The 23,680-nt window shown below is 70.6% G+C and carries 26 protein-coding genes; 12 read left to right on the top strand and 14 right to left on the bottom strand.

The genetic code is table 11. From position 1 onward, the window contains the following. Positions 1-30 precede the first annotated feature (30 nt). The 5 genes from ASF76_RS07780 to ASF76_RS07760 form a co-directional block, all read right to left on the bottom strand. Complete coding sequence (locus tag ASF76_RS07780) at positions 31-3,048, bottom strand: AAA family ATPase (protein WP_055955672.1); 3,018 nt, start codon at positions 3,046-3,048, stop codon at positions 31-33. Beyond that, positions 3,045-4,199, bottom strand: coding sequence for an exonuclease SbcCD subunit D (locus ASF76_RS07775; protein ID WP_055955669.1), 1,155 nt, complete (start codon positions 4,197-4,199; stop codon positions 3,045-3,047). The genes ASF76_RS07780 and ASF76_RS07775 overlap by 4 nt, the downstream gene beginning before the upstream one ends. Before the next feature lie 104 nt (positions 4,200-4,303). Beyond that, positions 4,304-4,621: a hypothetical protein gene (locus ASF76_RS16675; protein WP_082484931.1), complete on the bottom strand. Its 318-nt coding sequence runs from the start codon at positions 4,619-4,621 to the stop codon at positions 4,304-4,306. A gap of 1 nt (position 4,622) precedes the next feature. Then, positions 4,623-4,832, bottom strand: a complete 210-nt coding sequence (locus tag ASF76_RS07765) for a hypothetical protein (protein ID WP_055955666.1) — start codon at positions 4,830-4,832, stop codon at positions 4,623-4,625. A gap of 93 nt (positions 4,833-4,925) precedes the next feature. Then, positions 4,926-5,225 carry a GNAT family N-acetyltransferase gene (locus tag ASF76_RS07760; protein WP_055955663.1) on the bottom strand — a complete coding sequence of 100 codons (300 nt, stop codon included), beginning with the start codon at positions 5,223-5,225 and terminating at the stop codon, positions 4,926-4,928. Between the two features lie 436 nt (positions 5,226-5,661). Here ASF76_RS07760 and ASF76_RS07755 point away from each other — a divergent pair, with 436 nt between their 5' ends. Together ASF76_RS07755 and ASF76_RS07750 are read left to right on the top strand one after the other, a co-directional pair. Then, on the top strand, positions 5,662-6,393 hold the full coding sequence (locus ASF76_RS07755) for a winged helix-turn-helix domain-containing protein (RefSeq protein ID WP_055955659.1): 732 nt from the start codon (positions 5,662-5,664) through the stop codon (positions 6,391-6,393). Positions 6,394-6,511: 118 nt separating this feature from the next. Continuing rightward, the gene (locus ASF76_RS07750) at positions 6,512-7,501 is read left to right on the top strand and encodes a DNA-3-methyladenine glycosylase family protein (RefSeq protein WP_055955657.1); all 990 of its coding nucleotides are present in this window, start codon (positions 6,512-6,514) and stop codon (positions 7,499-7,501) included. A 184-nt stretch (positions 7,502-7,685) separates the two neighbouring features. Here ASF76_RS07750 and ASF76_RS07745 read toward each other — a convergent pair whose 3' ends face one another. Further along, the gene (locus ASF76_RS07745; RefSeq protein WP_055955654.1) at positions 7,686-8,528 is read right to left on the bottom strand and encodes a siderophore-interacting protein; all 843 of its coding nucleotides are present in this window, start codon (positions 8,526-8,528) and stop codon (positions 7,686-7,688) included. A 78-nt stretch (positions 8,529-8,606) separates the two neighbouring features. Here ASF76_RS07745 and ASF76_RS07740 point away from each other — a divergent pair, with 78 nt between their 5' ends. Then, complete coding sequence (locus ASF76_RS07740) at positions 8,607-8,828, top strand: hypothetical protein (RefSeq protein ID WP_055955651.1); 222 nt, start codon at positions 8,607-8,609, stop codon at positions 8,826-8,828. 4 nt (positions 8,829-8,832) lie between these two features. Here the strand turns inward: ASF76_RS07740 and ASF76_RS07735 are convergent, their stop codons facing one another. The 4 genes from ASF76_RS07735 to ASF76_RS07720 form a co-directional block, all read right to left on the bottom strand. After that, positions 8,833-9,591: an iron ABC transporter ATP-binding protein gene (locus ASF76_RS07735; RefSeq protein WP_055955648.1), complete on the bottom strand. Its 759-nt coding sequence runs from the start codon at positions 9,589-9,591 to the stop codon at positions 8,833-8,835. 31 nt (positions 9,592-9,622) lie between these two features. Continuing rightward, positions 9,623-10,633 (bottom strand): iron chelate uptake ABC transporter family permease subunit, encoded by a 1,011-nt coding sequence (locus ASF76_RS07730; RefSeq protein ID WP_235561262.1) that lies wholly within the window; start codon positions 10,631-10,633, stop codon positions 9,623-9,625. Beyond that, positions 10,626-11,591 carry an ABC transporter permease gene (locus ASF76_RS07725; RefSeq protein ID WP_055955645.1) on the bottom strand — a complete coding sequence of 322 codons (966 nt, stop codon included), beginning with the start codon at positions 11,589-11,591 and terminating at the stop codon, positions 10,626-10,628. The genes ASF76_RS07730 and ASF76_RS07725 overlap by 8 nt, the downstream gene beginning before the upstream one ends. Before the next feature lie 100 nt (positions 11,592-11,691). Further along, positions 11,692-12,660 carry a siderophore ABC transporter substrate-binding protein gene (locus ASF76_RS07720; protein ID WP_055955642.1) on the bottom strand — a complete coding sequence of 323 codons (969 nt, stop codon included), beginning with the start codon at positions 12,658-12,660 and terminating at the stop codon, positions 11,692-11,694. 81 nt (positions 12,661-12,741) lie between these two features. Between ASF76_RS07720 and ASF76_RS07715 the strand changes: the two genes are divergently transcribed. Further along, positions 12,742-13,518 (top strand): siderophore-interacting protein, encoded by a 777-nt coding sequence (locus ASF76_RS07715; RefSeq protein WP_082484929.1) that lies wholly within the window; start codon positions 12,742-12,744, stop codon positions 13,516-13,518. On the opposite strand, the gene ASF76_RS17675 is transcribed toward ASF76_RS07715, so the two are convergent. Continuing rightward, entirely contained in the window at positions 13,515-14,504 is a 990-nt protein-coding gene (locus ASF76_RS17675; RefSeq protein WP_327037571.1) for a GNAT family N-acetyltransferase, read from the bottom strand. The two genes, ASF76_RS07715 and ASF76_RS17675, sit on opposite strands and share 4 nt — an antisense overlap. Before the next feature lie 144 nt (positions 14,505-14,648). Here ASF76_RS17675 and ASF76_RS07705 point away from each other — a divergent pair, with 144 nt between their 5' ends. Further along, on the top strand, positions 14,649-14,939 hold the full coding sequence (locus tag ASF76_RS07705; protein WP_055955640.1) for a DUF4287 domain-containing protein: 291 nt from the start codon (positions 14,649-14,651) through the stop codon (positions 14,937-14,939). A 39-nt stretch (positions 14,940-14,978) separates the two neighbouring features. Here ASF76_RS07705 and ASF76_RS07700 read toward each other — a convergent pair whose 3' ends face one another. Further along, positions 14,979-15,596 (bottom strand): MerR family transcriptional regulator, encoded by a 618-nt coding sequence (locus tag ASF76_RS07700; RefSeq protein WP_055957106.1) that lies wholly within the window; start codon positions 15,594-15,596, stop codon positions 14,979-14,981. 69 nt (positions 15,597-15,665) lie between these two features. Between ASF76_RS07700 and ASF76_RS07695 the strand changes: the two genes are divergently transcribed. Both ASF76_RS07695 and ASF76_RS07690 read left to right on the top strand, forming a co-directional pair. Continuing rightward, on the top strand, positions 15,666-16,166 hold the full coding sequence (locus ASF76_RS07695) for a DUF4188 domain-containing protein (protein ID WP_055955637.1): 501 nt from the start codon (positions 15,666-15,668) through the stop codon (positions 16,164-16,166). Positions 16,167-16,182: 16 nt separating this feature from the next. Further along, complete coding sequence (locus tag ASF76_RS07690) at positions 16,183-17,043, top strand: sulfurtransferase (protein ID WP_055955635.1); 861 nt, start codon at positions 16,183-16,185, stop codon at positions 17,041-17,043. Here ASF76_RS07690 and ASF76_RS07685 read toward each other — a convergent pair. Next, positions 17,040-18,362, bottom strand: coding sequence for a flavin monoamine oxidase family protein (locus tag ASF76_RS07685; protein WP_055955633.1), 1,323 nt, complete (start codon positions 18,360-18,362; stop codon positions 17,040-17,042). The two genes, ASF76_RS07690 and ASF76_RS07685, sit on opposite strands and share 4 nt — an antisense overlap. Positions 18,363-18,508: 146 nt before the next feature. Continuing rightward, positions 18,509-19,327 carry a Cof-type HAD-IIB family hydrolase gene (locus ASF76_RS07680; protein ID WP_055955630.1) on the bottom strand — a complete coding sequence of 273 codons (819 nt, stop codon included), beginning with the start codon at positions 19,325-19,327 and terminating at the stop codon, positions 18,509-18,511. A 122-nt stretch (positions 19,328-19,449) separates the two neighbouring features. Between ASF76_RS07680 and ASF76_RS07675 the strand changes: the two genes are divergently transcribed. From ASF76_RS07675 to ASF76_RS07655, 5 genes are all read left to right on the top strand, one after another. Further along, on the top strand, positions 19,450-20,040 hold the full coding sequence (locus ASF76_RS07675) for a class I SAM-dependent methyltransferase (protein WP_055955627.1): 591 nt from the start codon (positions 19,450-19,452) through the stop codon (positions 20,038-20,040). Then, positions 20,037-20,927 (top strand): PIG-L family deacetylase, encoded by an 891-nt coding sequence (locus ASF76_RS07670; protein ID WP_055955624.1) that lies wholly within the window; start codon positions 20,037-20,039, stop codon positions 20,925-20,927. The genes ASF76_RS07675 and ASF76_RS07670 overlap by 4 nt, the downstream gene beginning before the upstream one ends. A gap of 70 nt (positions 20,928-20,997) precedes the next feature. Next, positions 20,998-21,948, top strand: coding sequence for a manganese catalase family protein (locus ASF76_RS07665; protein ID WP_055955621.1), 951 nt, complete (start codon positions 20,998-21,000; stop codon positions 21,946-21,948). A gap of 283 nt (positions 21,949-22,231) precedes the next feature. Beyond that, positions 22,232-22,849, top strand: a complete 618-nt coding sequence (locus ASF76_RS07660) for a histidine phosphatase family protein (protein ID WP_055955617.1) — start codon at positions 22,232-22,234, stop codon at positions 22,847-22,849. Between the two features lie 307 nt (positions 22,850-23,156). Beyond that, on the top strand, positions 23,157-23,588 hold the full coding sequence (locus ASF76_RS07655; protein ID WP_055955613.1) for a MarR family winged helix-turn-helix transcriptional regulator: 432 nt from the start codon (positions 23,157-23,159) through the stop codon (positions 23,586-23,588). Positions 23,589-23,680: the final 92 nt, after the last annotated feature.

Genomic DNA, 23,680 nt, shown 5'->3' with positions numbered 1-23,680 from the left:
CAAGCCTAAACGCGATGCCCCCGCCGAGCTTCAACCGCGGGCGAGAGCGACGTCGTGACGGATCACGCTCGGACCCCGGGGAGTCGCGGTCACGTGCAACTGCGCCGGCAGCTGGTCTCTCATCGAGGCCACGTGGCTGATGACGCCCACCGTGCGGCCGCCCTGTCGCAACTCGTCGAGCGTGCGCATGGCGAGGTCGAGGGTGTCGTCGTCGAGCGAACCGAAACCCTCGTCGATGAACAGCGTGTCGAGACGGAGTCCCCCGGCACGGGCGGTGACGACCTCCGCCAGCCCGAGGGCGAGAGCGAGGGATGTGAGGAAGGTCTCGCCGCCGGACAGCGACTGCGGTGGACGGCACTGACCGGTGAAGGCGTCCATGATCTCGAGGCCGAGGCCGCTGGAGGCTCCCCGGGCGGCGAGCGCGTCGGTGTGCTGGAGGCGATAGCGTCCGGCCGACATGTGCTCGAGGCGCAGATTGGCCGCGGTCACGATCTCTTCGAGCTCCGCCGCGAGCACGAACGTCTCGAGCGTCATGCGACGCGTGTTGGGCGCCCGCCCGGCGACCGTGTCTGCCAGGCGCGCGACGACGGCGTACTCGTCTGCCAGGCTCGCGACCGCGGCGTGGCCGGCGTCAGCGCGCTGAGCGAGGGATCGCAGCCGTTCGGCGAGCGCGCGGGCGCCGGCACCTGCGGCGGCGATCAGCTGCACGGCTTCGCGAGCCGACGCCACCTCGGCGACGAAGGGCGCGAGGTCGATCGGTTCGTCTCCGGCATCGACGAGCATCAGTTCGAGATCGAACAGTCGCTGCCGGGTCGCTGCGAGCGCCGCGTCGTACTCGGCTGCGGCAGTGTCGAGGCTCCGACGGTGCGCGGCCGATCGCAGCGCGGCTGTGACCGAAGCCACCTCGGCGAAGGGACTGTCGGCGACGAGGGCGGCGACGGCGCTGTCGGCGTCGCGTCGAGCGTCACGCGCGCCGGCGAGCGCCGCCCGCGCCGAGATGAGTCGGCGCACGGCGTCGCGTCGCGCGCGGAGATCGTCCTGCCGGGCGGCGACCGTGTCGAAGCCACCGCGGGCGGCGGCGACCTCGCCACCGAGCCCCTCGGCACGCTGCTGCGCGAGGGCGAGGTCTTGCCGGGCGACGGCGAGCTCCGCCCCCAGGGTGTCGAGTCGACGGGCGATGGCCGCGTCGAGGTCGGCCGCGCGGGTGCGATCGCCTCGGACCCGGTCGTACTCGTCGACGTCGGTCGCCGCGGCGACGAGGGCGTCTTCGGTCGTCGCGAGGCGCGCCCGCAAGACCTCGACGCTCTCACCGCCGGCGAGGGCCGCGGCCAGGGCGTGCGCGTCACGGGCGACGCGAGCGGAGTCGGAGGCGAGCCGATCGCTCTCGACGGCGGCGTTCTTGCGATCCTCTGCGGCGGAGAGGTCGGCATCGCTTACGGGAGCGTCGGAACCGCGAGCGGGGTGCGGGTGCTCGCGCGCACCGCACACCGCGCAGGGCTCGCCGTCGACCAGATCGTGCGCCAGTTCGACCGCCGCACCGGAGAGTCGGCGACGCAGGAGTGTCGTCCACGCGTCGATCGCCCGCTGGAGGTCGTCTGCCCGCACCAGCGAGGCGAGGTCGGCCTGATCCCGCTGATCGAGCAGGCGGGCCGCCTCGCGGGCGGCGTCCAGACGACGTGACGTCTCATCACGAAACGCGAGAGCGGCGTCGCGTCGCGCGTCGGCACCGGCCAGCTCGGCGATGCGGTCGTCGAGGACGCGAAGCATGTCGGGGATCTCGAGGCGTTCGACCGCGAGCTTCTGCCGCTCGGCGTCGACGGTGTCGACACGCCCCCGGAGGCGGTTCACGTCGCGGTCGAGATCGGCGAGTTCACGCTCGACCTTCAGCGCGGCCTCGCCGCGCGACAGGAGAGCGGTGAGCGCGTCGTCCCGCGACCCCAGGTCGGCGTCGTCGGCGAGCACCTCGTCGACGGCGCGAACCCCGGCGTCGGCGTCGACCAGTCTCTCGTCGGCAAGGCCGTACGCACGGCGGGCGGCCTCGGCGGTCTCGATCGCGGGGCGTAGCTCTTCGGCGGCGGCGGCGGCCCCGGCCTCACGGCGGACGGCGGCGATCGCCTCTGCCTGGGCCTCGAGGGCCGTGAGCCTCTCGCGCTCGCCGAGGCGGTCGCTCTGCCGCTCGGCCAGCGAACGGGCCTCGCGCTCAGCAGCCAGGGCGGCGTCGAGTCGGGCGTCGACGACGCGGTTCTCGCGCGAGAGGGTGTCGGCACGGTAATCGGCGCGCTCGACCGCTCGCACGACCAGCGCGAGCCGCTCGGAGACGCCGCGAACGGCCCCCTCGTCGTCGCCCGGGACCGGATGGTCGTGCTCTCGGTCGTCGAGCTCGTGGACCAGGCGCTCGGCCTCGTCGAGAAGCGTCGCCACCTCGACGCCCTCGGAGGCGAGACGCTCGCTCGCGCGCTTTCGACGCTCATCGAGGTCGGCGGCGTACTGCTCGAAGGATCGCGTGCCGAACAGGGTGCGCAGCAGTGTCAGCCGCTCGTCGTTCTTGGCGAGGAGGAAGCGGGCGAAACGGTTCTGCGCCAGGAGGATGACCTGCAGGAACTGCTGCTGGGTGAGCCCGAGGATCTCGTCGAGGCGAGCCGCCACGTCGACCGGCCGTGCGGCGACCCCCGTCCATCCCTCGGGTGCGAGTACCTCGAGCAGGGCTCGGTGCGGTTCTTTGGTCGTGCCGCCGCCCCGACGCTTGGGCCGCTCGAACTCCGGCGATCGCGTGACACGCCACCGTTCGCCCTCGGCGCTGAACTCCAGGGTGACGCGCGTCGGGTCGTCGGGGCCGCAGTGGTCGCTTCGCAGGCGCCGCTCGGCTCCGTCGTAGCGGGGGACGCCGCCGTAGAGGGCGTAACAGACACCGTCGAGCACGCTGGACTTGCCCGCGCCGGTGCGGCCGGTGATGAGGAAGATGCCGTCGTCGGCGAAGGCGTCGAAATCGACCTCTTGCGCGTCGAGGAACGGGCCGAACCCCTCGAGTTCGAGTCGGTGCAGTTTCACGCGCGCGCCTCGGCCATCGTGCGGGCGCCGAGCACGTCGCGGATGAGCTCGCGTTCGACCACCGACGCGCCCTCGCCCTCGCGCACGTGCGCGAGGAACGCGTCGATCACCTCGGCGTCGTCTCGGGCCGCGCGCACACGCCGCGCGTAGCCCGCGCCGTCGTCGGCCGAGGACGCGGCCGGCAGGTGGACGACGGTCGCACACCACGGAAAGCGCGCCTGCAGACGACGCATCGGATCGGGCTGGGGGGTGGGGTCGGTGTACTCCGCGCGCACCCACTGCTGACGGTGATCGGCGAAGCGTTCGTCGGTGAGTAGGTCGTCGAGCGGCGCCCGCAGCGTGACGAGGGGACGCGGCACGGGAAGGTCGAGCCACCGCACCGACGACAAGCCGGCCGCATCGAGATCGACGAGCCACGACCCGCGGGGTTTGCCCGCTTCGCCGAAGCTGTAGTGCAGCGGCGCCCCCGCATATCGCACGCGCTCGGAGAGCTGTTGACGGCCATGGATGTGCCCGAGGGCGACGTAATCGGGGCCGTCGAACGCCGACAGGGGAACGACGTCGAGTCCCCCCTGCCGGATCTCGCGCTCGACGCCGGGCGTGGACTCGACGCCGGCGGCGAAGCAATGCGCCGCAACGACGAAGCGACCCCCGCGCGCGGCCGCATCGGCGCGCACGAGATCGAGGGCGTGTGCCATCGTCTGGGCCTGGCTGCGCAGCTCGACGCCCGCCCACAGGTGCCGCACGATAGCCGGCTCGAGGTACGGGATGCCGTAGACGTGCACGGGACCGTGCTCGTCGGCGAACGTCACCGGAGTGCCGACCGCCGAGGGGTCGGTCAGGACCGTGATGTCGTCGCGGAGTAGAGCCGACTGGAAACCGAGACGGGCCGCGGAGTCGTGGTTGCCGCTGGTGACCAGCACCCGGGCACCGGCGTCGGCGAGAGCGGCGAGGGTGTGCGAGAGCACGGGATAGCAGGCCGCCGACGGCGCGGCGGAATCGAACACGTCGCCCGCCACGATGACGAGGTCGACCGCGTTCTCGCGTACCTGCTCCACCAGCACGTCGAGCACGCCGGTGAGCGCGTCGAGGGTGGAGTGCCCGTGGAACGAGCGCCCGATGTGCCAGTCGGAGGTGTGCAGGATGCGCATGCAGCCACGGTACGTCGCACCTCCGACATCGGCTCGCAGCAAACGCGCGGACGCACGAACGCCCCGCGCCGCCTCAGCGGCGGCACGGGGCGTCTGCGAGCTGATCAGCCGCCGGCGACCTCGGCAGCGAGGGCGCGGATGCGGTCGTCGCCGAGGTCGAGCCCGACCTCGGCGAAGCGCTGGCGCAGGACGTCGGCGATGCGTTCCTCGCTCTTGTCGCCGACATCGGCCCGCGTCTGGACGATGACGCCGCGGATGCGCGCCTCGTCGTCGGTGGCGTGCATGTCCATCGCCGGTTCGGACTGCTCGCCCGGTTGAGGGGTCTTGCGGTCGCGGTGGACGGCGCCGCCGACCGAGTCGGCCGCGTCGGCACCTCCATCGGGACCGGAGCTGGGCTCGGGGGCCCGGGTTGCATCCGACATGTCAGTCCTCCGTACTCAGGTCGGGGTCGATGCCCTGGCTTGCGGCATCGCCTTCGATGGGGTCCGAGGGTGCGGCGTCGTTCAGGCGCGCAGACCCCTTGGCGTGATCGTTGCGCTCGGCGGTTTCACCGTCGGCCACAGTGCTGCTTTCCCACCCACCGGGCGGGTCGGCGTCGATGACACCCTCGGGCAGATCGCGGTCGTCGTTCATGACTTCCCCTTTCGAGGTCTTCAGCTTCGTCGCGTCGGACGAACGACGGGCGGGGGTTGACGTTCGCGCACGCGCGCGCAAACGTTCAGACCGTCATGATGCCGGGCGCCGGTGCAGGATGTCGGCGCGCTCGGGGTGGGCGTCGAACCACTCCCCCACGTACCAGCACACCGGGATGATCTCGCGGTCACCGGCCCCTTCGATCGCGTCCACGGCGCGCTCGGTGACGATGCCGGCGTAGCCGTGCCCTCGGAAGGTGGGAATGGTGAAGGCGCGGGTGAGGGCGATCGTGCGCCCGTCGTCGCGATAGTCGAGGACGGAGACGAGGTCGTCGCCACGATGGAGGGTGAACCGGGACGCCGTCTTGTCGTCGGCGAAATGCAGATCGGACATGCGGAGAGGCTACGCCGGTCGTCCCGGCCGACGCCGGGATGACACAGAATGCACGGCGGCACCGCAGGTTCACGGGCAGGGATCGAGCAGAATGCGTCAGACCCGGAGCGTCATCATGATTTGACCTTGTTGGACGCAGTGGGTAATAATGCCGCCATGACTGACTTCGCGCGTCCTCTGTCCGCCCGGGAGGCGAACAGGACTGCCGGCATGATGATGCCCGGCCGCGCTGTCATGTGCTGTCGAATGTGCCGCTGACCGCGACCCTCGAACGTCCTGACCTCGTGCTTCTGAACGCCGACGTCGTCCCCCGGTCGCCTGGCATCCGCGTCGATCACGCGTACCCCGGCACCGCCCTCCGGCCTGACGGCCCTCACCTCCCGTCGAACCCCGCTCACGATGACGCCCGGGTTCACACACCCAAGGATTTCTCCTCATGTCGCTCTCCGCAGTCCTCGACCGTCCCGTGACCGCCTCCACCCGCCCCGTCACCGCCGGCACGGCATCCACCCCTCAGCCCGCCACTGCCGAAGCCGCCACCGCGGCGCCCGCACGCGCCGCCGCCTCGACCGCGCCCCGCGGGTTCGCGCTGTACGTCGGCATCGATGAAGAGAAGGCCGCAGCCGCCGGTGTGAGCCTGGGAACGCTCGTCGAGGCGCTTCGCCGCACGCTCGGCGAACTCGCCCCCGCCGCCGAAACCTACGCCACGGTCGCCCTGGCGCCGACGGGATCGGGAGGTCGCGACGTGGACGTCGTCCGCCTCGCTCTGCACGAGCCGTCCGCCGTCGCCCGCACCAAGGACGAGCCCGCCGAGGAAGACCGTGCCGCCGGCGGCGTGGTCGTCGACATCTCGCGCAAGCGCGTGCTCATCGACGGCGAGTCCGCCGCCTTCACCTTCAAGGAGTTCGAGTTGCTGCAGTACCTCGTGCTGCGCGAGGGACGCACCATCGAACGCACCGAGCTCGTCTCGTCGTTGTGGGAGGGCTCCACCGACGACGACGCCCCCGGCGAGCGCACCATCGACGTGCACGTCCGACGCCTCCGCGCAAAGCTCGGCGCGTACGAGGACATCGTCCGCACCGTGCGCGGTGTCGGCTACCGCTTCGACCGTCACGCCGATGTCTCGATCCGCTACGGTCACGGCACCCCCTCGCCCGACCGTTTCTGATCGCGACGCGCACGCCGTCTTCGGCGCCCCGGGCAGGCGACCGGGGGACGGCGGCGTGGATTCCGGCCCCGCAGAGCCCGGATGCCGTGATGTCGGTGGTCCGACGTAGGGTGTCGCCATGAGATCGACCGGGGTTCGCACGCGCCAGGCGCCACACGAGCTCACGGCGCCGGTCGAACGAGCTCTCGAGTCGGACTACCGGCCCGCCCGGCCCGTCGACATCGGGCGCGCCGTCTCCGCACAACGCCACGGCAGCAACGACCCCACCTTCTTCGCGACGGCTCCCCTCGGGGCGGGCGGTGTCGTCTGGCGCGTGAGCCGCACGCCGCTGGGTGTCGCCACCCTCGCGCTCCGCCAGCGGGCCGGTGGGAGCATCCGTGCAGCTGCGTGGGGCCCCGGCGCTCCGTGGGCTCTCGACCAACTGCCCGCGTTGTGCGGTGCGCACGACGATCCCGACGGGTTCGACGCGTCGCGGCATCCGTCGGTCGCCGAGTGGCACCGTCGTCACCCCGACCTGCGCATCGGTCGCACCGACCTCGTCTTCGACGCCCTCGTCAGCGCGATCATGGAGCAGAAGGTCACGAGCATGCAGGCGTTCTCGGCCTGGCGCAGCATCGTCACCTGGTACGGCGAGCGCGCGCCGGGCCCCACTCCCCGCCCGATGTTCGCCCCGCCCGACATCGAGGGGTGGCGCCACGTGCCGTCGTGGGCGTGGCACCGCGCCGGGCTCGAGCCTCCCCAGTCGCGCACCATCGTCGAGAGTGCGCGTCGCGGCACGGCGATCGTCCGCGCCGCGACCGCCGCCACCGACGGCGAGAGCCGCGACCGCGTCTTCATCAGCCTTCGTGGCGTGGGCATCTGGACGAGCGCCGAGACGCGCATCCGCGCTTTCGGTGATCCGGATGCCGTGAGCACGGGCGACTACCACCTCGCGCACCAGGTGGGTTTCGCCCTGACGGGCCACCGCACCGACGACGACGGCATGCTGGAGCTGCTCGAACCGTTCGCCGGCCATCGTCAGCGTGTGATCCGCCTGATCTACGCCGGATCGTCGCTCGAGCCGCGCCGCGGACCGCGGCTCAGTCCCGAAGACCACCGCGACCGCTGATCCGTCGCGACGCGGTTGCGCCGCGACACGAGTGCGTCGCGACGCGGTTGCGCCGCGACACGAGTGCGTCGCGATACAGAGTCGTCGCAACACAAGTGCGCCGCGACGCCAGTTCGCCGCAACACGGGCGCGCCGCAACACGAGTGCGCCCCGGTCGGGCGTCCCCGCCGCGGACGCCGGCACCTCAATGAGCGCGCGGTGCCCGCCAGTATCCGGTGAACGAGATCATCCGTTTGTCGACGCCGACCCGCACCCAGTGCCGACGCATCGCCGCGACCAGGGACTGCTCCCCCGCCACCCAGGCGTAGGCGGGGACGACCGCACCCGCCTCACTCGCCTCGACCGCCGCAGTCAGCACGGCATAGCCCGGGGTCGCGTGAGGATCGTCGCGCACGACCCACGACACGTCCACGCCGACCGGCGCGGCCAGGTTGCGCACGTCGCCGGCGTCAGGCACCTCGATGAAGGCGCTCCCCGTCGTGTCGGCGGGAAGGGACGCCAGGATGCCGGCGAGCGCGGGGAGGGCGGTCTCGTCGCCGACGAGCGCGAGGGGGCCGCGCAGACCGGTGGGCGGCGCGAACAGCACGCCCTCGTCGAGGATGGCGACGGCGTCGCCTGGCGCGCAGGTCTCCGCCCAGGATGCCGCGGGACCCGCCGTGCCCGCGGCGGCGGAGCCGTGCCGCACGAAGTCGACGTCGAGTTCGGGACCCTGCGCACCGCCGGAGCGGAAGCCCGCGACGGTGTAATTGCGCAGCACCGGGCGCTGGGTCTTCGCGATCGCGAGGTAGCGCAGATACGCGAAGGTGTCGAGACGGTTCGGCAGTCGCGTGAGCGTCCCCTCAGCGACGGGTAGGAAGAGGCGGAACCACTGATCGGCGCCCATCGGGATGAAGCGCGCCAGGTCGGCTCCGCCCAACGTCACGCGCTCGAAAGTCGGTGACAGACGACGGCGATGCCTCACGTACAGCGTCAGCAGTTCACTCTTCTCGGGCGCGACGCGCTTCTGCGCGGCGGTGGTCCGGGCCATCAGCCCCTCCTTCTTCTCGGTATCGATGGGACGTAGCGCGCCCCGCCCCCGCCGGCGCCGCACCGTAGGCTGTCCGACATGACGCAGACGGGAACCGGCTGGCCTCGCGGCCGCACGTACTGGGTGCTGGGGAGCCTGCTCCTCTTCGGGCTGGGTGTCCTGTTCGGACTGGTGTGGCAGAACGTGTGGCTGGGCGTCGTCATCGCCGCGGCGGTGTCGGTCGGGTGGCTCATCGCCTACGAATCCAGCCGCGGCCGCAACGTCGGTGTCAACGACGAAGACAACGGCATCCAGCTCTGAGATCTCATCGGTAGTAGACCGCCAGCGGGTACGGCCCGTCGCGGCGCACGTCGATGGGTGTGCCGAACACCTCTTCGAGGGTCGATGACGTCATGAGATCGTCCGGCGTACCGACGTGCACGACCCGCCCCTCGGACAGCGCGACGATCCGGTCGGCGTAAGCCGACGCGAAGTTGATGTCGTGCACGACGATGACGATCGTCTTTCCGAGTTCGTCGGCCGCGCGGCGGAGCTGGCCCATCATCGCCACCGCGTGCTTCATGTCGAGGTTGTTCAGCGGCTCGTCGAGCAGGATGTAGTCGGTGTCCTGCGCGAGCACCATGGCCACGTATGCGCGCTGGCGCTGCCCGCCAGAGAGCTGGTCGAGATAACGCCCCGACAGCTCGGCCAAGTCGAGGAAGTCGATGGCCTCGTCGATCTTGGTGTGGTCGTCGGCGGTCAGACGCCCCTGCGAGTGCGGGAAGCGCCCGAAGCCGACGAGTTCGCGCACGGTCAGGCGCGTGACGAAGTGATTCTCCTGCCGCAGGATCGACACGATCTTGGCGAGCGCCCGTCCGGGCGTGGCCGTCACGTCGAGGCCTGCGACGGTGACGCGGCCGCCGGTGGCCGCCGTCAGGCGCCCGACGATCGTCAGCAGGGTGGATTTGCCCGCGCCGTTCGGACCCACCAGGGCGGTGACTCCGCCGGCGGGGATGTCGAGGGTCACGGGACCGAGCACGGTCACGTCGCCGTAGGTCATGGTGACGTCGGTGAGCGAGATCACGGGACGCGCCGTCCCGGCGAGCGGGTGAGCATCAGAGACTCCCCTTCCGGAGGAGATAGACGAGGAAGAAGACGCCGCCGACGAACTCGATGATGATCGAGAGCATGCCGGCCGCGTAGAACACGTGCCGCAGCACGAAGTACCCGCCGAGCAGCGTGGCCATGCCCAGCAGCACGGCGAAGGGCAGCACCACCCGATGCTGCGACGACCCCGCGAGCTGGTAAGCGAGGGTGGCGACGATGAAGCCGAAGAACGTCATCGGCCCGACCATGGTGGTCGACACCGAGATCAGCACGGCCACGAGAACGAGCATCCCGATCACCTCGCGCCGATAGGCGAGCCCCAGGTTGACGGAGGCCTCACGGCCGAGCGCCAGCACGTCCAGGCGGTGTCGCGCGCGCCAGACGACGGCGAGCACCGCGGCGACGACCAGCGCCGCCCACGGGAGGTACTCGGCATCCGAGTTCGAGAGGTTGCCGAACAGGCGGGCCGAGAGGATGTCGAAGTCGCTCGGGGTGAGCAGCCGCTGCATGACGGTCGACAGCGAGCCGAAGCCCACACCCAGCACGACCCCCACCAGCAGCATGACGTGGAGATTCCCGCGGCGGCCGGCGAACAGCCAGCCGTACAGCAGCGTCGCAAAGCCCACCATCAGTACGCTCTGCACGGCGACCTTGAGCAGCCCGTCGGTCGCCGACAGAGCGGCGCTTCCGAAGAAGAACACCAGCGCGGTCTGCATCACGACGTACAGCGCGTCGAAGCCCATGATCGACGGGGTGAGGATGCGATTCGCCGTCGCCGTGTGGAACAGCACCGTCGCGACCGCCTGGCAGCAGGCGACGAGGGCGATCGTTGCAACGCTCACCACGCGCAGGTTCACCGCCAACCAGAAGGCCCGCGAACCGGGCTCACCCGGGACGTTCCACGTCAGCACGCCGACGGCGGCGACCACCACGATCAGGATCAGGATGCCGAAGCGCAGGGCGATCCTGGGGCGACGGGCCGCGAGCGCCGGGGCCGACCGGGTCATGGTCTCAGCCACGGGCACGCATCCTCAAGAGCAGGGTGATGAACACGGCGGAGCCGACGACCCCGAGGATCATCGAGACGGGGACCTCGAACGGCATCCGGATGACGCGTCCGACGATGTCGCAGACGACGACGATCGCCACGCCCCCGACGCACACCCAGGGGAGGTTTGCGCGGGCGTTGTCGCCGCGCCACATCGACACGAGATTCGGAACGACCAGGCCCAGGAACGGCAGGAAGCCCACGACGACGGTGGTGACGCCCGTGGCGACCGCGACGAGCCCCGTGCCGATGAGCAGGACGCGGGTGTGGTCGAGGCCGACCGAGGTGGCGATGTCGCGCCCCAGACCGGCGACGGTGATGCGGTCGGCGTACAGGAACACCAGTAGCACGACGATCGCGGCCACCCAGAGCACCTCGTAGCGTCCCCGGACGATGGAGGTGAAGCTCCCCATGAACCACGTGCCGAGCATCTGGAGCGAGTTGGTCGAGACCGCCAGGTACGTGGTGAATGCCGAGACGACCGCGCCGAGCATGATGCCGATGAGCGGCACGACGAGCGAGGAGCGCAGTGAGATGCGCTGCAGGATGCCGATGAAGATCATGGTCCCGACGAAGGCGGCGACGGATGCCATGATCATCCGCACGGGAAGGGGCGAAGCCGGTGCGATCAGCACCGTGACGAGCAGGCCGAGCGCGGCCCATTCCGACGTCCCCGTGGTGGAGGGCTCGACGAAGCGGTTCTGCGTGAGCAGCTGCATGATGAGGCCCGAGACGGCCATCGCGCAGCCGGCGAGAACGAGCGCGAGGGTGCGGGGCACGCGCGAGATCCAGAACATCTCGCCCCCGAACTCGTCGGCGGTCAGGTCGTAGGCGCCGACGAACAGCGACACGACGACGAGCGCAGCGACGCCGATCACGGCGAGCGGCAGCGCCGACCGTGCGCGGGGGTGGGTGGCGGTGACAGTCATGGCATCCGTCCCGCCCCACGCGCGTGAGGGGTCATTCTCTGTCGCCTCGGCAGCCCAGGCGACGGATATCGACCCCTCACGCGAGGGGGCCGGGGGCGGGTCAGGAGGCGAACGCCTCGGCGGCGGAGCGGTACAGCGTCGTGTACGCCTGAATGCCCTCGTCGAGGTAGAAGCTGCCGTCGAGGTAGACGATCTGGCCCTTCTGCACGGCGGGGACGTTCTTCAGCGCTTCGGCGTTCTCGACGAGCTCCTTCGCCGAGACGTAGCCGTCCTCACCGAACATCGCGTCGCGATCGAGGACGAAGAGCCACTCGGGATTGGCGGCGGCGATCGCCTCGACGCTGATGTCGTCGCCGTGCGAGGCGTCTTCGGCGGACCGCTCCAGAGCGGGGGTGAGCCCCAGGGTCGGGAAGAGCACGCCGACGCCACGGCCCTCACCGGGAGCCGCGTACGCGATCTTGCCGCCCGACGTAATGAGACCCATCACGCTCTGGGACGGGTCGTAGGCCGCCTTCGCATCGGCGATCGCGGCATCGAGGTCGGACGAGAGCTGCGCCGCCTCGTCGTTCTTGCCGAAGACCTGACCCAGGATCGTCGTCTGGCGCTTCAGCTCCGAGGCGTGGTCCTCACCGTCGCGGGGGCTGGTTTCGATGGTCGCCGGCTGGATCTCCTTCAGCTGGTCGTAGATGTCGCGGAACCGGTAGCCGCCGACGATGAGGTCGGGCTCGGCGGCGAGGATGTTCTCGATGTTGGGCTCGCGGTGCAGGCCCGCGTCGAGCACGTCGTCGTCGCCGGAGAGCGAGGGCCAGAGGTCGTACATGAGGGGCTTGGGGGCCGCGGCCAGGGTCACGCCCCATTCGCTGAGCGTCTCGAAGGTCGTGTTGTCGAGGGCGACGACGCGCTCGGGCGCCACCGGGACCTCGATCGAGCCGTGGTTGTCTTCGACCGTCACGGTGGTCGCGGCGGCGGCTTCATCTGCGGGGGCAGCGGCTCCCGAAGAGCATCCGGCGAGGGCGAGGGCGGCCACCAGGGATGCGGCGGCGAGGGGACGGAACAGGCGGGTCGTCATGCGAATCTCTCCAGTGCTGTGTGTGAGTCGAGCCGCCACCGGCAGGGGTAGCGGACGATTCGTTAGGTTAGCCTTACCTCTATGCCCATGTCGAACCAGAGCGTCTCCGCCCGCCTCGAGCCTCGTCGCCACGACCTCGTCTTCCGTTCGGCGATCCTCGCGCGGCGGACGCACGTGACGCCGTCGTACGTGCGCCTGCGTCTCGAGGGGCCCGAGTTGAGCGGCTTCGACTCCCCCGGCGCCGACGACCACATCCGCGTCTTCTTCCCGTCGGGCGCCGCAGACGACCTCCGCGCCGCGCCCAGCCGCGAGTACACCCCGGTGACCTGGGATGCCACGGACGGCTGGCTCGACGTCGATGTCGCGCTGCACGGGGCCGGCGTCGGCAGCCGGTGGGCCGAGACGGCCGCCATCGGCGCACCGGTGGGCGTGGGCGGCCCCCGCGGCTCGATGGTGCTGGTGGGACGCCCCGACGCGTGGCTGCTCGCCGGCGACGAGACGGCGGTGCCCGCGATCCGTCGGTTCGCCGCGCAGATGGACGACGACGCCGTCGGTCGCATCGCCGTCGAGGTGCCGGATGCCGCGCACGACCTCCCCGTCGCCGCCCCTCCCGGCGTCGAGGTGGTGCAACTGCACCGGGGTCAGCGCCCCGCGGGCGAGGAACTCGTCGACTGGCTCGACTCCCTCGACGTCGAGGAGCGTCCCGATGGGTGCGTCTTCGGCTTCGTCGCCGCCGAGCAGTCCGTGGTGCGCGCAGGGCGCGGGCTCCTTCTGGACCGGTGGGCGGGCGACCCCGCCGCCACGGTGGTGAAGGGCTACTGGAAGCGCGGCAGCACCGAGTACCACGCGCCGCACTAAGTGCGCTCGACCGGCACCTCGTCGACGTCATGCCACACGTACAGCGCGCACGTGGTGTCGTAGTAGTCGCGCGTCTCGCCCGCGGGACGCAGACCGATCCGCTCCGCGACGGCACCGGACGCCGTGTTCGCCGGGTTCGTGACCGCCACGATTCGACGGATGCCGTGGTCTCGAGCGAGCTCCATGACCGCAGCCGCCGCCTCCGTCGCGTGGCCGCCGCCCCACGCATCGGGGTGGAAATGCCACCCGATCTCGATATCGTCGGGACGCCCATCGGAGACCCCGGCCGACCACGGGATGCGCTTCAGGAGCACCGACCCGAGTCGCGCTCCGCCGGGAGTCGCGACCGCTCGCACACCAAGGACGCCGTCGGCCAGACCCGCCCAGCGATCGAGCAGGCTGTCGACCTCGGCCGCCTCGACCATCACCCGCCCGTCACCCAGGTAGCGACGCACCTCGGGGCGGCGGTACATGTCGAACAGGAACGCACGATCGGCGTCGTCGCGCGTCCATTCGCGGAGCACGAGACGTTGCGTGACGAGGCGTGTGCGCCGCATCGGAACGTGCGGAATGCCGTCCTCGGCGAAGGGCGGGCCGGACACGACGAAGCCGAAGCGCCCGTACCACCCCGCGAGGTGCGCCTGCGCGTCGAGCAGGATCGGGATGCCGGGCGCCTCGGCATCGAGAACCTCGACGGCCGCGCGCATGAGGTCGGCGGCGATACCGCGCCCTCGCGCATCGGGGGCGGTGGCGACGCGCCCGATGCGCAGGTTCTGCGTCTCGCGGAGGATGCGCAACGTGGCCAGCACATCGTCGCCCTCGATCGCCCACATGAGCTCGGCGCCGGACTCGATGTCGCGGCCGTCGATCTCGGGGTAGGCGGCCTGCTGCTCGACGACGAACACGGTGACCCGAAGCCACAGCAGGCGGTAGAGAGTGAGGGGGTCGATCGCGGCGACGGGCGCCCGATGCAGGGTGACGGCCATCTTTCGACCGTACCCCGCGGCTCCGACATCTCTCCTCCGCGGGCCGGGCGGAGAGTCGACCCGACGCGGGATGCCGCCTCACGTCCGGCGTCGAGACCCTGCCACGGATGGACCGATCCCGGAGGGGCGCGCTACCCTCCGGACATGTCATTCCAGTCGTATCTCGACAACATCGAAGCCAAGACCGGCCTGACCCCGCGGCAGTTCATCGCGCTCGCCGAGGAGCGCGGGTTCGGCGCCGGCACCAAGGCGACTCCCATCCTGCAGTGGCTGAAAGACGAGTACGACCTCGGACGCGGCCACGGCATGGCGCTCGTGCACGTCATCACCAAGGGTCCGAAGATCAGCGCCGCGCACGTGGGTCGCAGCGGGCCGCACGGCGACGTGAGCGACGAACTCTGGCTCGACGGGGCGGCCAGCAACCCCGACCGCTGACCGCGGCGGGCAGAACCGGCGCGACCTCGGGGTCGGGCATCACTCGCCCGACGTGACCCCGAAGCGCCTCGAGGCGGCGATCTGCTCCGCCACGCGCCGCAGGGCCAGGATCAGCGGCTCCACGAGCGCCGTACCGAGGACGACGTAACGCACGGCATCCTCGATCGATGTGTCGGGCGTCGCCGCGAGTTCTGCCTCGGCAATGGCGGAGAGGTGGACGAGGTACGCCTCCATGACCCGTTCTGGCACGGTGAATCCCGCCCGATCCAGCCCGGCCAGAGCGTGGGCGACCGCGGCGACCTGATCGGGGAAGCACTTCTCGCCGTTGCCGCCCATGCGCTCGAGCAGCGCGGTCGCCACCGTCAGGTCGATGTCGGCCGCGACGGCAGGGGTGACGGCCGCGTTGGCGGCGCCGAGGAGGTCGTAGGGATTCGCGGGGGGCTCCTCCAGAACGCCGACCACCTTGCGCACACCCGCGAGGCCGACGCCCGCGTCGACCAGGGCGCGGATGACGCCGAGACGCTGCACGTGCGCGACACCGTACGACGCCTGGGTGGGCGAGGTCCGCTCCCCCTCTGGCAGGAGCTTCTCGCGCAGGTAGTACTTGATCGTGGCGACCGGCACGCCGGCTCGCGTCGATAATTCCGAGATCCGCACACTCACCCCTTGACTCGATAGCTCTACTATCCAACACTGGATAGCAACACTATCGAGTGAGGACGAGCCATGGCATCCATCAATCCGGGTCGGATGACCCATCGTTACGACGGCGAACTCGTGGTCTTCCACATCGGGATGACCGTCAACAAGTGGTGGCGACCCGACCAGTGGATGCCGCTCATGGGCGACATGCCGCGGATGCTCCGCGAGCTGAGCGTCGACCCCGACTCGGGCCTGCTCGGATTCTCGATGCTGCTCGGGGCGCGCGGGCCCTACCTCGTGCAGTACTGGTCGTCGCTCGACAAGCTCTACGCGTACGCCTCCGCGCCGCAGCAGGAGCACCGGCCGGCGTGGACGCGCTTCAACAAGCGGGCGCGCAAGACGCCCGGTGCGGTCGGGATCTGGCACGAGACCTACGTCGTCGAACGGGCCGAGACCATCTACGTCGCGACGCCGCCGATGGGCCTGCCCCAGGCGACCGAGACCGTGCCGATCACGTCGCGCCACGACCGGGCGCGGGCACGCGTGGCCGATGGCCGGACGCACGGCGACGCGGCAGGCGACTGAGGGCCAGACTGGGGGGATGGCCTCGATCCTCACCACCGCTCCCGAGCTGCACGCCGCCCTCGCCACGGGGGCGTACCCCGACGGCGGCTCCGTGCGAGTGCTCGACGTCCGCTGGCGGCTCGACCGGCCCGACGGACTTCCCGACTACCGCAACGGGCACATCCCCGGCGCGCAATACGTCGACCTCGACCACGACCTCGCAGCGCACGGCGACCCGACAGACGGGCGGCATCCGATCCCGCCGATCGAGACCCTTCAGGCCGCCGCACGGCGATGGGGCGTCGACGCGGGAGACACGGTGGTCGTCTACGACGATCTGAAGAACATGTCGAGCGCACGGGCGTGGTGGCTGCTGCGCCACGCCGGCGTCGACGACGTGCGGCTGCTCGACGGATCGCTACGGGCGTGGACCGACGCCGGTTTCGACCTGGAGGACGGCGATGCCGAGACACCCGCGCCGGGCTCGGTCTCGCTGTCCTACGGGGCGCTACCGGTGCTCGAGCTCGACGCCGTCGGCGGGTTCGCCGACGAGGATCTGCTTTTGGACGCCCGCGCGGGCGAGCGCTATCGGGGCGAGGTCGAGCCGATCGACCCGCGCGCGGGGCACGTGCCGGGCGCCGTGAGCGCGCCGACGACCGAGAACGTCGGCGCCGACGGACGGTTCCGCTCACCCGACGAGCTGCGGTCGCGGTTCCGGATGCTGGGGGCCGAGGACGGCGTATCGGTCGGCGTCTACTGCGGTTCCGGCGTCACGGCGGCGCACCAGGCGGTGGCGCTCACCCTCGCGGGCTACGAACCGCGCGTGTTCCCCGGGTCGTGGAGCCAGTGGTCGAACCATCCCGAGCTGCCCGTTGCCGCGGGGCCCGACCCCCGCTAGGCCCAGAGGTCGCTGACGGGGATCGCCCTGCCCAGCACGTTCTGTGCGGCACGGTGACCCGAGAGCATCGCGCCGGGCACGGTCGCGGGGTCGTCGCCCCACGTCGCCTCCCCCGCCAGGTGCAGGACGCCTCCCACCGGCTCGGCGAGATCATCGTGGTCGGCGCTGACGGACCCCGGCAGCATGTACGCGTAAGAGCCGCGCGAGAACGGGTCGTCCTGCCAGCGGGTCACGACCGCGCTGGTGGGCTCGGGTACCGCGTCGCCGTAGAGCCGGCGGAGTTGCGCGAGGGTGGACGCCACGATCTCGTCATCGCTCCAGGCGCGCGTGGCCACCGCCGCGGGTCCGGCGGCGAAGGTGAGCAGCGCGGGTTCGTCGTGCAGACGCCCGAGGTCGTACCAGGAGTGCCACCACTGCCCCTCGTCGCCCAGCTGACGGATGCCGTACACGTCGGCATCCCAGAACCGTTCGGCGAATCGCAGCACGACCTTCTCGAACGCGTTCATGCGCAGCAGCCCGAGCGCACGGCGGTGCCGTTCGGGCAGCGGGGGCTCGATGACGACGGCACCGGCGTTCAGGACGCCGACGGGCACGGTCACGACGGCGTCGGCGGCGGCGAAGGTGCCGCGGTCCGTGTCGACCTCCACGCCCGTCGTCGACCACCGCACCGCAGACACGACGTGTGCGAGGCGCAGTTCGAGCCCCTCGGCGAGATGCTGTGCGAGTTCGTCGTACCCCTGCGGGAAGACCACCTCGTCGCCGTTCACCGTGTCGTCGTCAAGGCCATGGGCCCCGAGGCCATCCCCTCCGACGCCGTACTGCTCCTGGGCGCGCCGGTCGTTGTACTCGCGCACGCGCTCTTTCCGCTCCGCGTCCCACTCCCGCGTCCCCAGAGCCGCCTCCACGACATCCGCGTACGTCGCGTCGGCCGGGGCGTCGGCGATGACGTCGACCAGCGTCGCGTTCAGCGCGCGGACGTCGTCGGCATACTGCCGAACGGCGGCGGCCTCGAGCCGCCGGCCCGCCGCGTCGAAATAGGTCAGCGGACGGCTGTCGGGCTGGTAGCCGCCGACCGTGAACTCCACCATCGGCATCCCGAAGGCGCGGGCGGCCTCGGCCACCGGGCTGTCGGTGATGCCGTGGATCCACGAGGCTCCCCGGTCGGTGACGTGCCCGTCGGCGCGGTCGGTGAAGACGCGCCCGCCGACGCGATCACGGGCTTCGAGCACGACGACGTGGCGTCCCGCACGAGCGAGCAGCCGGGCGGCGGCGAGGCCCGCCACCCCCGCGCCCACGACGATGGTGTCGACCGTCTCCATGTGTCCTCCGGGCTCTCGGTTCCCGTGACGGTACTGCGGTCGCGGGGGTGGCGGCATCCGCCGCTCCGGAGAACCGGCGATGCCCGAGTGGACGCCGCGTACAGCGTCGGCCGACCGGGGTGGGCGGCGGCGGCGCGGTCTGAGGCTCAGGACTCGGGGAACAGCTCGGCGAGGGTGGTTGGGACACCGTGGTCGGTGTTCGACGGGGCGCGGTGACGGGCCCGGGCGACGACCTCCGGGTGGGCGTTGGCCATGGCGTATGACCAGTCGGCGGCATCCATCATCTCGAGGTCGTTGAGATAGTCGCCGAACGCCGCCGTCTGGGCGGGGGTGACCGCGAGGGCGGCTTGAAGCCGGCGGAGGGCCGCTCCCTTGTCGACACCGAGGTTCATGATGTCGACCCAGTGCGGCGACGAGACCACCACGCGACGCGTCGCCGCGATGTCGTCGAGTGCGCGCCCCACGCTGTGCGCCGCCTCGGCGAAGTCGCAGACGGCGATCTTCAGCACGTCGTCGTCGACGGCGAGCACGTCGTCGACCTCCTCGAGCGCGGCGTAATAGGTCGACGCCTGAACCCGGAACGCGACGTCGGTGCGCTCGATGTAGGCGGAACGCTTGCCGCACAGGACGACACCGAGGTCGTACCCCTCTGCCGCGAGTGACCGCAGTCGGCGGACCGCGCGTTCGACGACCTGCGCATCGAGGGCGTCGGACGCCACCTCGACCCCGGCGCGCACGACGTACGCTCCGTTCTCGGCGATGAAGGTCATGGCATCCGCCGCCTCGCCGAACGTGGCACGCAGGGTCGCGAGCTGTCTTCCGGATGCCGGGACGAAGGCGACTCCGCGATCCGCGAGTCGAGGGAGAAGCTCCCACAACGGTTCGGGGACGTTCCCGTCCCCGTCGAGCAGTGTTCCGTCCATGTCGACGGCGACCAGGCGGATGTCGTGGGTCACGGCATCCATCCTCTCAGCCACGGAAAGCGGCGCGAAAACCCCTCAACCCCTGGGAGGTCCCGGAAACACGCGCGGGTGCATGCGACTATGAGAAGGACGATCGCCCGATCGCGCCGACCAATGGAGAGCGGATGCCCCCCATCTGGAGACGAATCGTTCCCCGCAGCGTGCGCCTGCGCAGCAGACTGCGGCTGAAGAACGGCCGCTGGCGTCTCGCGACGCCCGACCGCGTCCTGCTCGAAGACGTCATCGTGCCCGAGTTCCTCGGCAAGGACGACATCCGTCGCATGCTCGACGTCGGAGTCGCCTGGTACACCCGCACCTATCCGCGGCTCTACCGGGGCATCGAGTACCACTCGATCGACGTCGACCCCGCGATGAAGCGCATCGCCGGGCGCCACCATCACACCCTCTCGATGACCGATCTCGCGACGGTCTACCCCGCCGACACCTTCGATCTGGTCGTGTGCAACGGCGTGTTCGGGTGGGGTCTCAACACCGCCGAAGAGGTCGCGCGCGGCCTCGAGGCGTGCGCGGACGTCCTCCGGCCGGGAGGGTGGCTCGTGGTGGGCTGGAACGACATGGAGGGGCGGCGCATCCCCGACCTCGACACGCTCGCGGCCGTCCGCTTCGAGCGCGCGGTGCTCCCCGCGGCGCACGCCGACCACGTCGTGACGTCGACCCCCTACGCCCACCGATACGACTTCTTCACCCGCCGGTGAACGCGCCGACGCCGATGATCGCCGGGATCTGGGCTCATTACGACGACGATCTGCTCTTCGCCGTCCCGACGATCGACGAGGCGATCAGCGCCGGCCACGGTGTTCGGCAGCTCTTCCTGACCGCCTCAGACGCGGGCCGCGGCATGTCACGGTACGTCGACGATCGTGAGACGGGCATCCGCGCCGCCTACGACGTCATGCGCGGATCGGCGACCGCCTGGTCGGATCGACGGACGGTGTTATCGAACGGCGTCACCGTGACGACGACCTCGCCGGACGACGACCCCCGGATCTCCCTGTCGTTCCTGCGGCTACCCGACGGCGGTCTCACCGGCGGCGGCTGGTACGCGACCGGTTACCGCACGATCACCAAGCTCCTCGGCGGGGCGCTCCCATCGCTGGCGACGCTCGACACCGGCCAGGACCTCACCGTGGCACGACTCCTCAGCACGATCGCCGCGTTCGTCGCCGAGGCGGGAGCGACGGAGGTCTTCACGACCCTGCCCGATTTCGCACCGGCCAGCGAGGGCGACCACCCCGACCATGGCGGCGCGGGCCGGCTCGTGGCCGCAGCGGTCGACGCGGGACTCCTCGACGGCGCGATCGTCCGGTACGCCGTCGGATACCCGGGCCGCACGTGGCCGGCCAACCTGGACGACGGGGCGGTCGCTCGCAAGCTCGCCGTCTTCGCCGCCTACGGCGCGCACGATGAGGTCGTGTGCCGCGCTCCGGAGGCCTACCTCGAGACTCCCGGACTCGGCGAATGGCTGCAGCGCGAGCATCTCATCGACGACCACGACATCGTGCGGCCCTCCCCGCCCTCCGCCAGCGGTCAGGCCGACCGTGCGGCGACGCCGAGTCACGAGAGGGTACCCGGCGAGGCCTGAGAAGGCGAGGGCCGCGCGCAGACCCCCGGATGCCGCAGACACTTCGAGGATCATCCCCCTTGGAGGCAGCATGTACTTCCACCTGCAGGAATTCATCAACGAAATCGCCCAGGACGAGCCCGATCCCGCCGCAGCGAACGCGCTGCAGGAGGGACTCGGCGGGCAGTTCGGCGAGATGCGCACGATGATGCAGTACCTCTTCCAGAGCATCAATTTCCGCGGACCGTCGGGTAAGGCCTACAAGGACCTGATCCAGGGCATCGGAACGGAGGAGATCAGTCACGTCGAACTCATCGGCACCACGATCGCGCGCCTGCTGGACGGCTCCCCCGCCTACCAGGGCAAGCCGGCCGATCCCGTGGACCAGCCCGGCGCCGGCGGCGCCACACCGCTGAGCATCGCGGTGGATCACGGCAACATCCACCACTACCTCGTGGGCGCCCAGGGTGCGCTGCCCGTGGACGCGGCGGGAAACCCGTGGTCGGGGAGCTACGTCTACAACTCCGGCAATCTCGTGCTCGACCTGCTGTACAACCTGATGCTGGAATCCACCGGGCGCCTGCAGAAATGCCGCCTCTACGAGATGACCGACAACAAGATGGCACGCAGCACCATCTCGTACCTCATCGTTCGCGACCAGGCGCACGAGAATGCGTACGCGAAAGCGCTCGAAACGCTCGGGGTCAAGTGGCGCACCTCCCTGCCCATCCCGAAGACGAACGCCGAACAGTTCCCGGAGGTGAAGCGGCTCGTCGACCTGGGTCTGCAGAGCAAGCAGTACTCGTTCGACCTCGGCAACCAGTCGGAGGCGGGCAGGATCTTCCAGGGCGCGTCGCCGTCCAACGACGGCACACAGCTGGATGCCAGCGAGCAGGCGCCCGTCGGCACGCCGATCACCGTGGCCCCCGAGCGCCCCGAGGAGTTCTCGCCGGGAGCCGACGCCGAGCTGCGCAGACTGATCGAAGCGACGGCCGCGATGGAGATGGCGGATATCGACGCCACGTTCGGACGGATGAAGTAGGAGCCCCGAGCGCCGCGCCCCCCGAGCCGGGGTGCGGCGCGATCTCCCGCCCTCGTGCGTACCGCTGGCACGAGCGAGGACCCTATGAATAACAAAAAGATCACGGACGCCTCTTCCGCTCCGTTACCTCACCGTTATAGAGTGCATACACGGTAGATGTTTTGCTGTGGCACCTACCGACATGTGATTGCAGGACACTCTGGTGCAGGACCGGGCCGGTCGGGATCCCCGACCGGCCCGTCTTCGTCTATACGGCGCCGCCTCACGGCGCGAGGATGTACACGTGAAGGACGCAGAGCTGACCGAACCCGACGGCCGCATCGTGCTCGTGCGGCACGGCGAGACCCAATGGAGCCGAAGCGGGCGGCACACCGGCCTCACCGACATCCCGTTAACCGAGACGGGCGCCTACAAGGCCGAGCTCGCCGGCACCCTGCTCGCGACACGGCGGTACGACCTCGTGCTGACGAGTCCGCTTCGTCGAGCCGTCGAAACGGCCACCCGCGCCGGGTACCCGGACGCTCGGCCGGAGGGGCGCCTGGTGGAGTGGGACTACGGCGCGTACGAGGGCCTGACGACGCCAGAGATCGTCGAACGCCTCGGCCACGCGTGGACGGTGTGGGACGGAACGCCCCCGGGCGAGACACCCGGCGAGACGGTCGCCGACGTCACCGCCCGGGCCGAGTCCCTGCTCGGCGAACTCCGCCCGCGGGTGCGGGCCGGAGAGCAGATCCTGATGTTCTCGCACGGCCACTTCCTGCGAGCGCTCGCCGGCACGTGGCTCGGCCTCACCGCCGCCGGCGGCCGCTTCTTCGTGCTGGGCACTTCGGCGGTGAGCGAGCTGGGCTTCGAGCACGGCACCGAGGTCATCACGCAGTGGAACCACGTACGCGGGCGGTGAAGATGCGGCTTCGACGAGCCCTGACGGAGCCCGCGAAACAGCCCGTGAAGATCGGTCACGAAAATGTAACGACGACCTCTTCCCTTCCGTTACCCCACCGTTATAGAGTGCTCGCACGGTAGTTGTTTTGCTGTGGCAGCTACCGACATGTGATTGCAGGACACTCTTGGTGCAGGGACAAGGGCCGGTCGGAAGCCTCTCCGACCGGCCCTTACTCTGTCCGGCCCTCGCACGGCCCCAAATCTCACCCGACGCAAGGGGCGAAACGTCGGGCCGGAACGGGCACGGTCGGCTCTACGCTGAAGGGATGACCGATCGACGCCTCGCCGTGCAGGCCTGGGAGAGCCTCTTCCGCGCGCAGCACGAGGTGTTCGAAGACATCCGCGGCGATTTCGACAGCACCGAGCTGACGCAGGCGGAGTACGACGTGCTACTCACCGTCACTCGGGCGCCGCAGATGACGGCGAGACTCCGCGACGTCACCGGCAACATGCTCATCAGCCAGCCCAGCGTCTCGCGTCTGGTCGAGCGGATGGTGACGCGGGGACTGCTGACCAAGTGCGCCGACCCGGAGGACGGTCGCGGCTCGCTCGTGTCCGCCACCGAGAACGGCGCGGTGGTGTTCCGCCGGCTGGCCGCCGCGCACGGCCGCTCGATCGCCGAGCGCATGGCCCGCCTCGACAACGACGAGCTCACGCAGCTGCACGCGCTCACCGCGAAGCTCCGCGACGGGGCCTGACCGCACGCACCACAGGCCGCGTGCGACCCGGCGGCGCGGGCTGCAACTCGCCATGTGGCGGTGAAACCTCACCCGTTCGCCGAGGCCGCACG

The sequence above is a fragment of the Microbacterium sp. Leaf151 genome (assembly GCF_001424225.1).
Classification (GTDB): Bacteria; Actinomycetota; Actinomycetes; order Actinomycetales; family Microbacteriaceae; genus Microbacterium.
Note: the sequence above shows the minus strand (reverse complement) of the source record. Positions and strands in the feature narration are given on the sequence as shown.

What these genes read in the sequence shown, in the direction of transcription:
- ASF76_RS17675 (WP_327037571.1), bottom strand. Translation starts at nt 14,504, where the DNA reads ATGGCCGTCACCCTGCATCGGGCGCCCGTCGCCGCGATCGACCCCCTC.
- ASF76_RS07740 (WP_055955651.1), top strand. Translation starts at nt 8,607, where the DNA reads ATGACGCAGACGGGAACCGGCTGGCCTCGCGGCCGCACGTACTGGGTG.
- ASF76_RS07760 (WP_055955663.1), bottom strand. Translation starts at nt 5,225, where the DNA reads ATGTCCGATCTGCATTTCGCCGACGACAAGACGGCGTCCCGGTTCACC.
- ASF76_RS07685 (WP_055955633.1), bottom strand. Translation starts at nt 18,362, where the DNA reads ATGGAGACGGTCGACACCATCGTCGTGGGCGCGGGGGTGGCGGGCCTC.
- ASF76_RS07720 (WP_055955642.1), bottom strand. Translation starts at nt 12,660, where the DNA reads ATGACGACCCGCCTGTTCCGTCCCCTCGCCGCCGCATCCCTGGTGGCC.
- ASF76_RS07715 (WP_082484929.1), top strand. Translation starts at nt 12,742, where the DNA reads ATGCCCATGTCGAACCAGAGCGTCTCCGCCCGCCTCGAGCCTCGTCGC.
- ASF76_RS07655 (WP_055955613.1), top strand. Translation starts at nt 23,157, where the DNA reads ATGACCGATCGACGCCTCGCCGTGCAGGCCTGGGAGAGCCTCTTCCGC.
- ASF76_RS07695 (WP_055955637.1), top strand. Translation starts at nt 15,666, where the DNA reads ATGGCATCCATCAATCCGGGTCGGATGACCCATCGTTACGACGGCGAA.
- ASF76_RS07725 (WP_055955645.1), bottom strand. Translation starts at nt 11,591, where the DNA reads ATGACTGTCACCGCCACCCACCCCCGCGCACGGTCGGCGCTGCCGCTC.
- ASF76_RS07680 (WP_055955630.1), bottom strand. Translation starts at nt 19,327, where the DNA reads ATGGATGCCGTGACCCACGACATCCGCCTGGTCGCCGTCGACATGGAC.
- ASF76_RS07745 (WP_055955654.1), bottom strand. Translation starts at nt 8,528, where the DNA reads ATGGCCCGGACCACCGCCGCGCAGAAGCGCGTCGCGCCCGAGAAGAGT.
- ASF76_RS07765 (WP_055955666.1), bottom strand. Translation starts at nt 4,832, where the DNA reads ATGAACGACGACCGCGATCTGCCCGAGGGTGTCATCGACGCCGACCCG.
- ASF76_RS07750 (WP_055955657.1), top strand. Translation starts at nt 6,512, where the DNA reads ATGAGATCGACCGGGGTTCGCACGCGCCAGGCGCCACACGAGCTCACG.
- ASF76_RS16675 (WP_082484931.1), bottom strand. Translation starts at nt 4,621, where the DNA reads ATGTCGGATGCAACCCGGGCCCCCGAGCCCAGCTCCGGTCCCGATGGA.
- ASF76_RS07675 (WP_055955627.1), top strand. Translation starts at nt 19,450, where the DNA reads ATGCCCCCCATCTGGAGACGAATCGTTCCCCGCAGCGTGCGCCTGCGC.
- ASF76_RS07665 (WP_055955621.1), top strand. Translation starts at nt 20,998, where the DNA reads ATGTACTTCCACCTGCAGGAATTCATCAACGAAATCGCCCAGGACGAG.
- ASF76_RS07705 (WP_055955640.1), top strand. Translation starts at nt 14,649, where the DNA reads ATGTCATTCCAGTCGTATCTCGACAACATCGAAGCCAAGACCGGCCTG.
- ASF76_RS07755 (WP_055955659.1), top strand. Translation starts at nt 5,662, where the DNA reads ATGTCGCTCTCCGCAGTCCTCGACCGTCCCGTGACCGCCTCCACCCGC.
- ASF76_RS07775 (WP_055955669.1), bottom strand. Translation starts at nt 4,199, where the DNA reads ATGCGCATCCTGCACACCTCCGACTGGCACATCGGGCGCTCGTTCCAC.
- ASF76_RS07690 (WP_055955635.1), top strand. Translation starts at nt 16,183, where the DNA reads ATGGCCTCGATCCTCACCACCGCTCCCGAGCTGCACGCCGCCCTCGCC.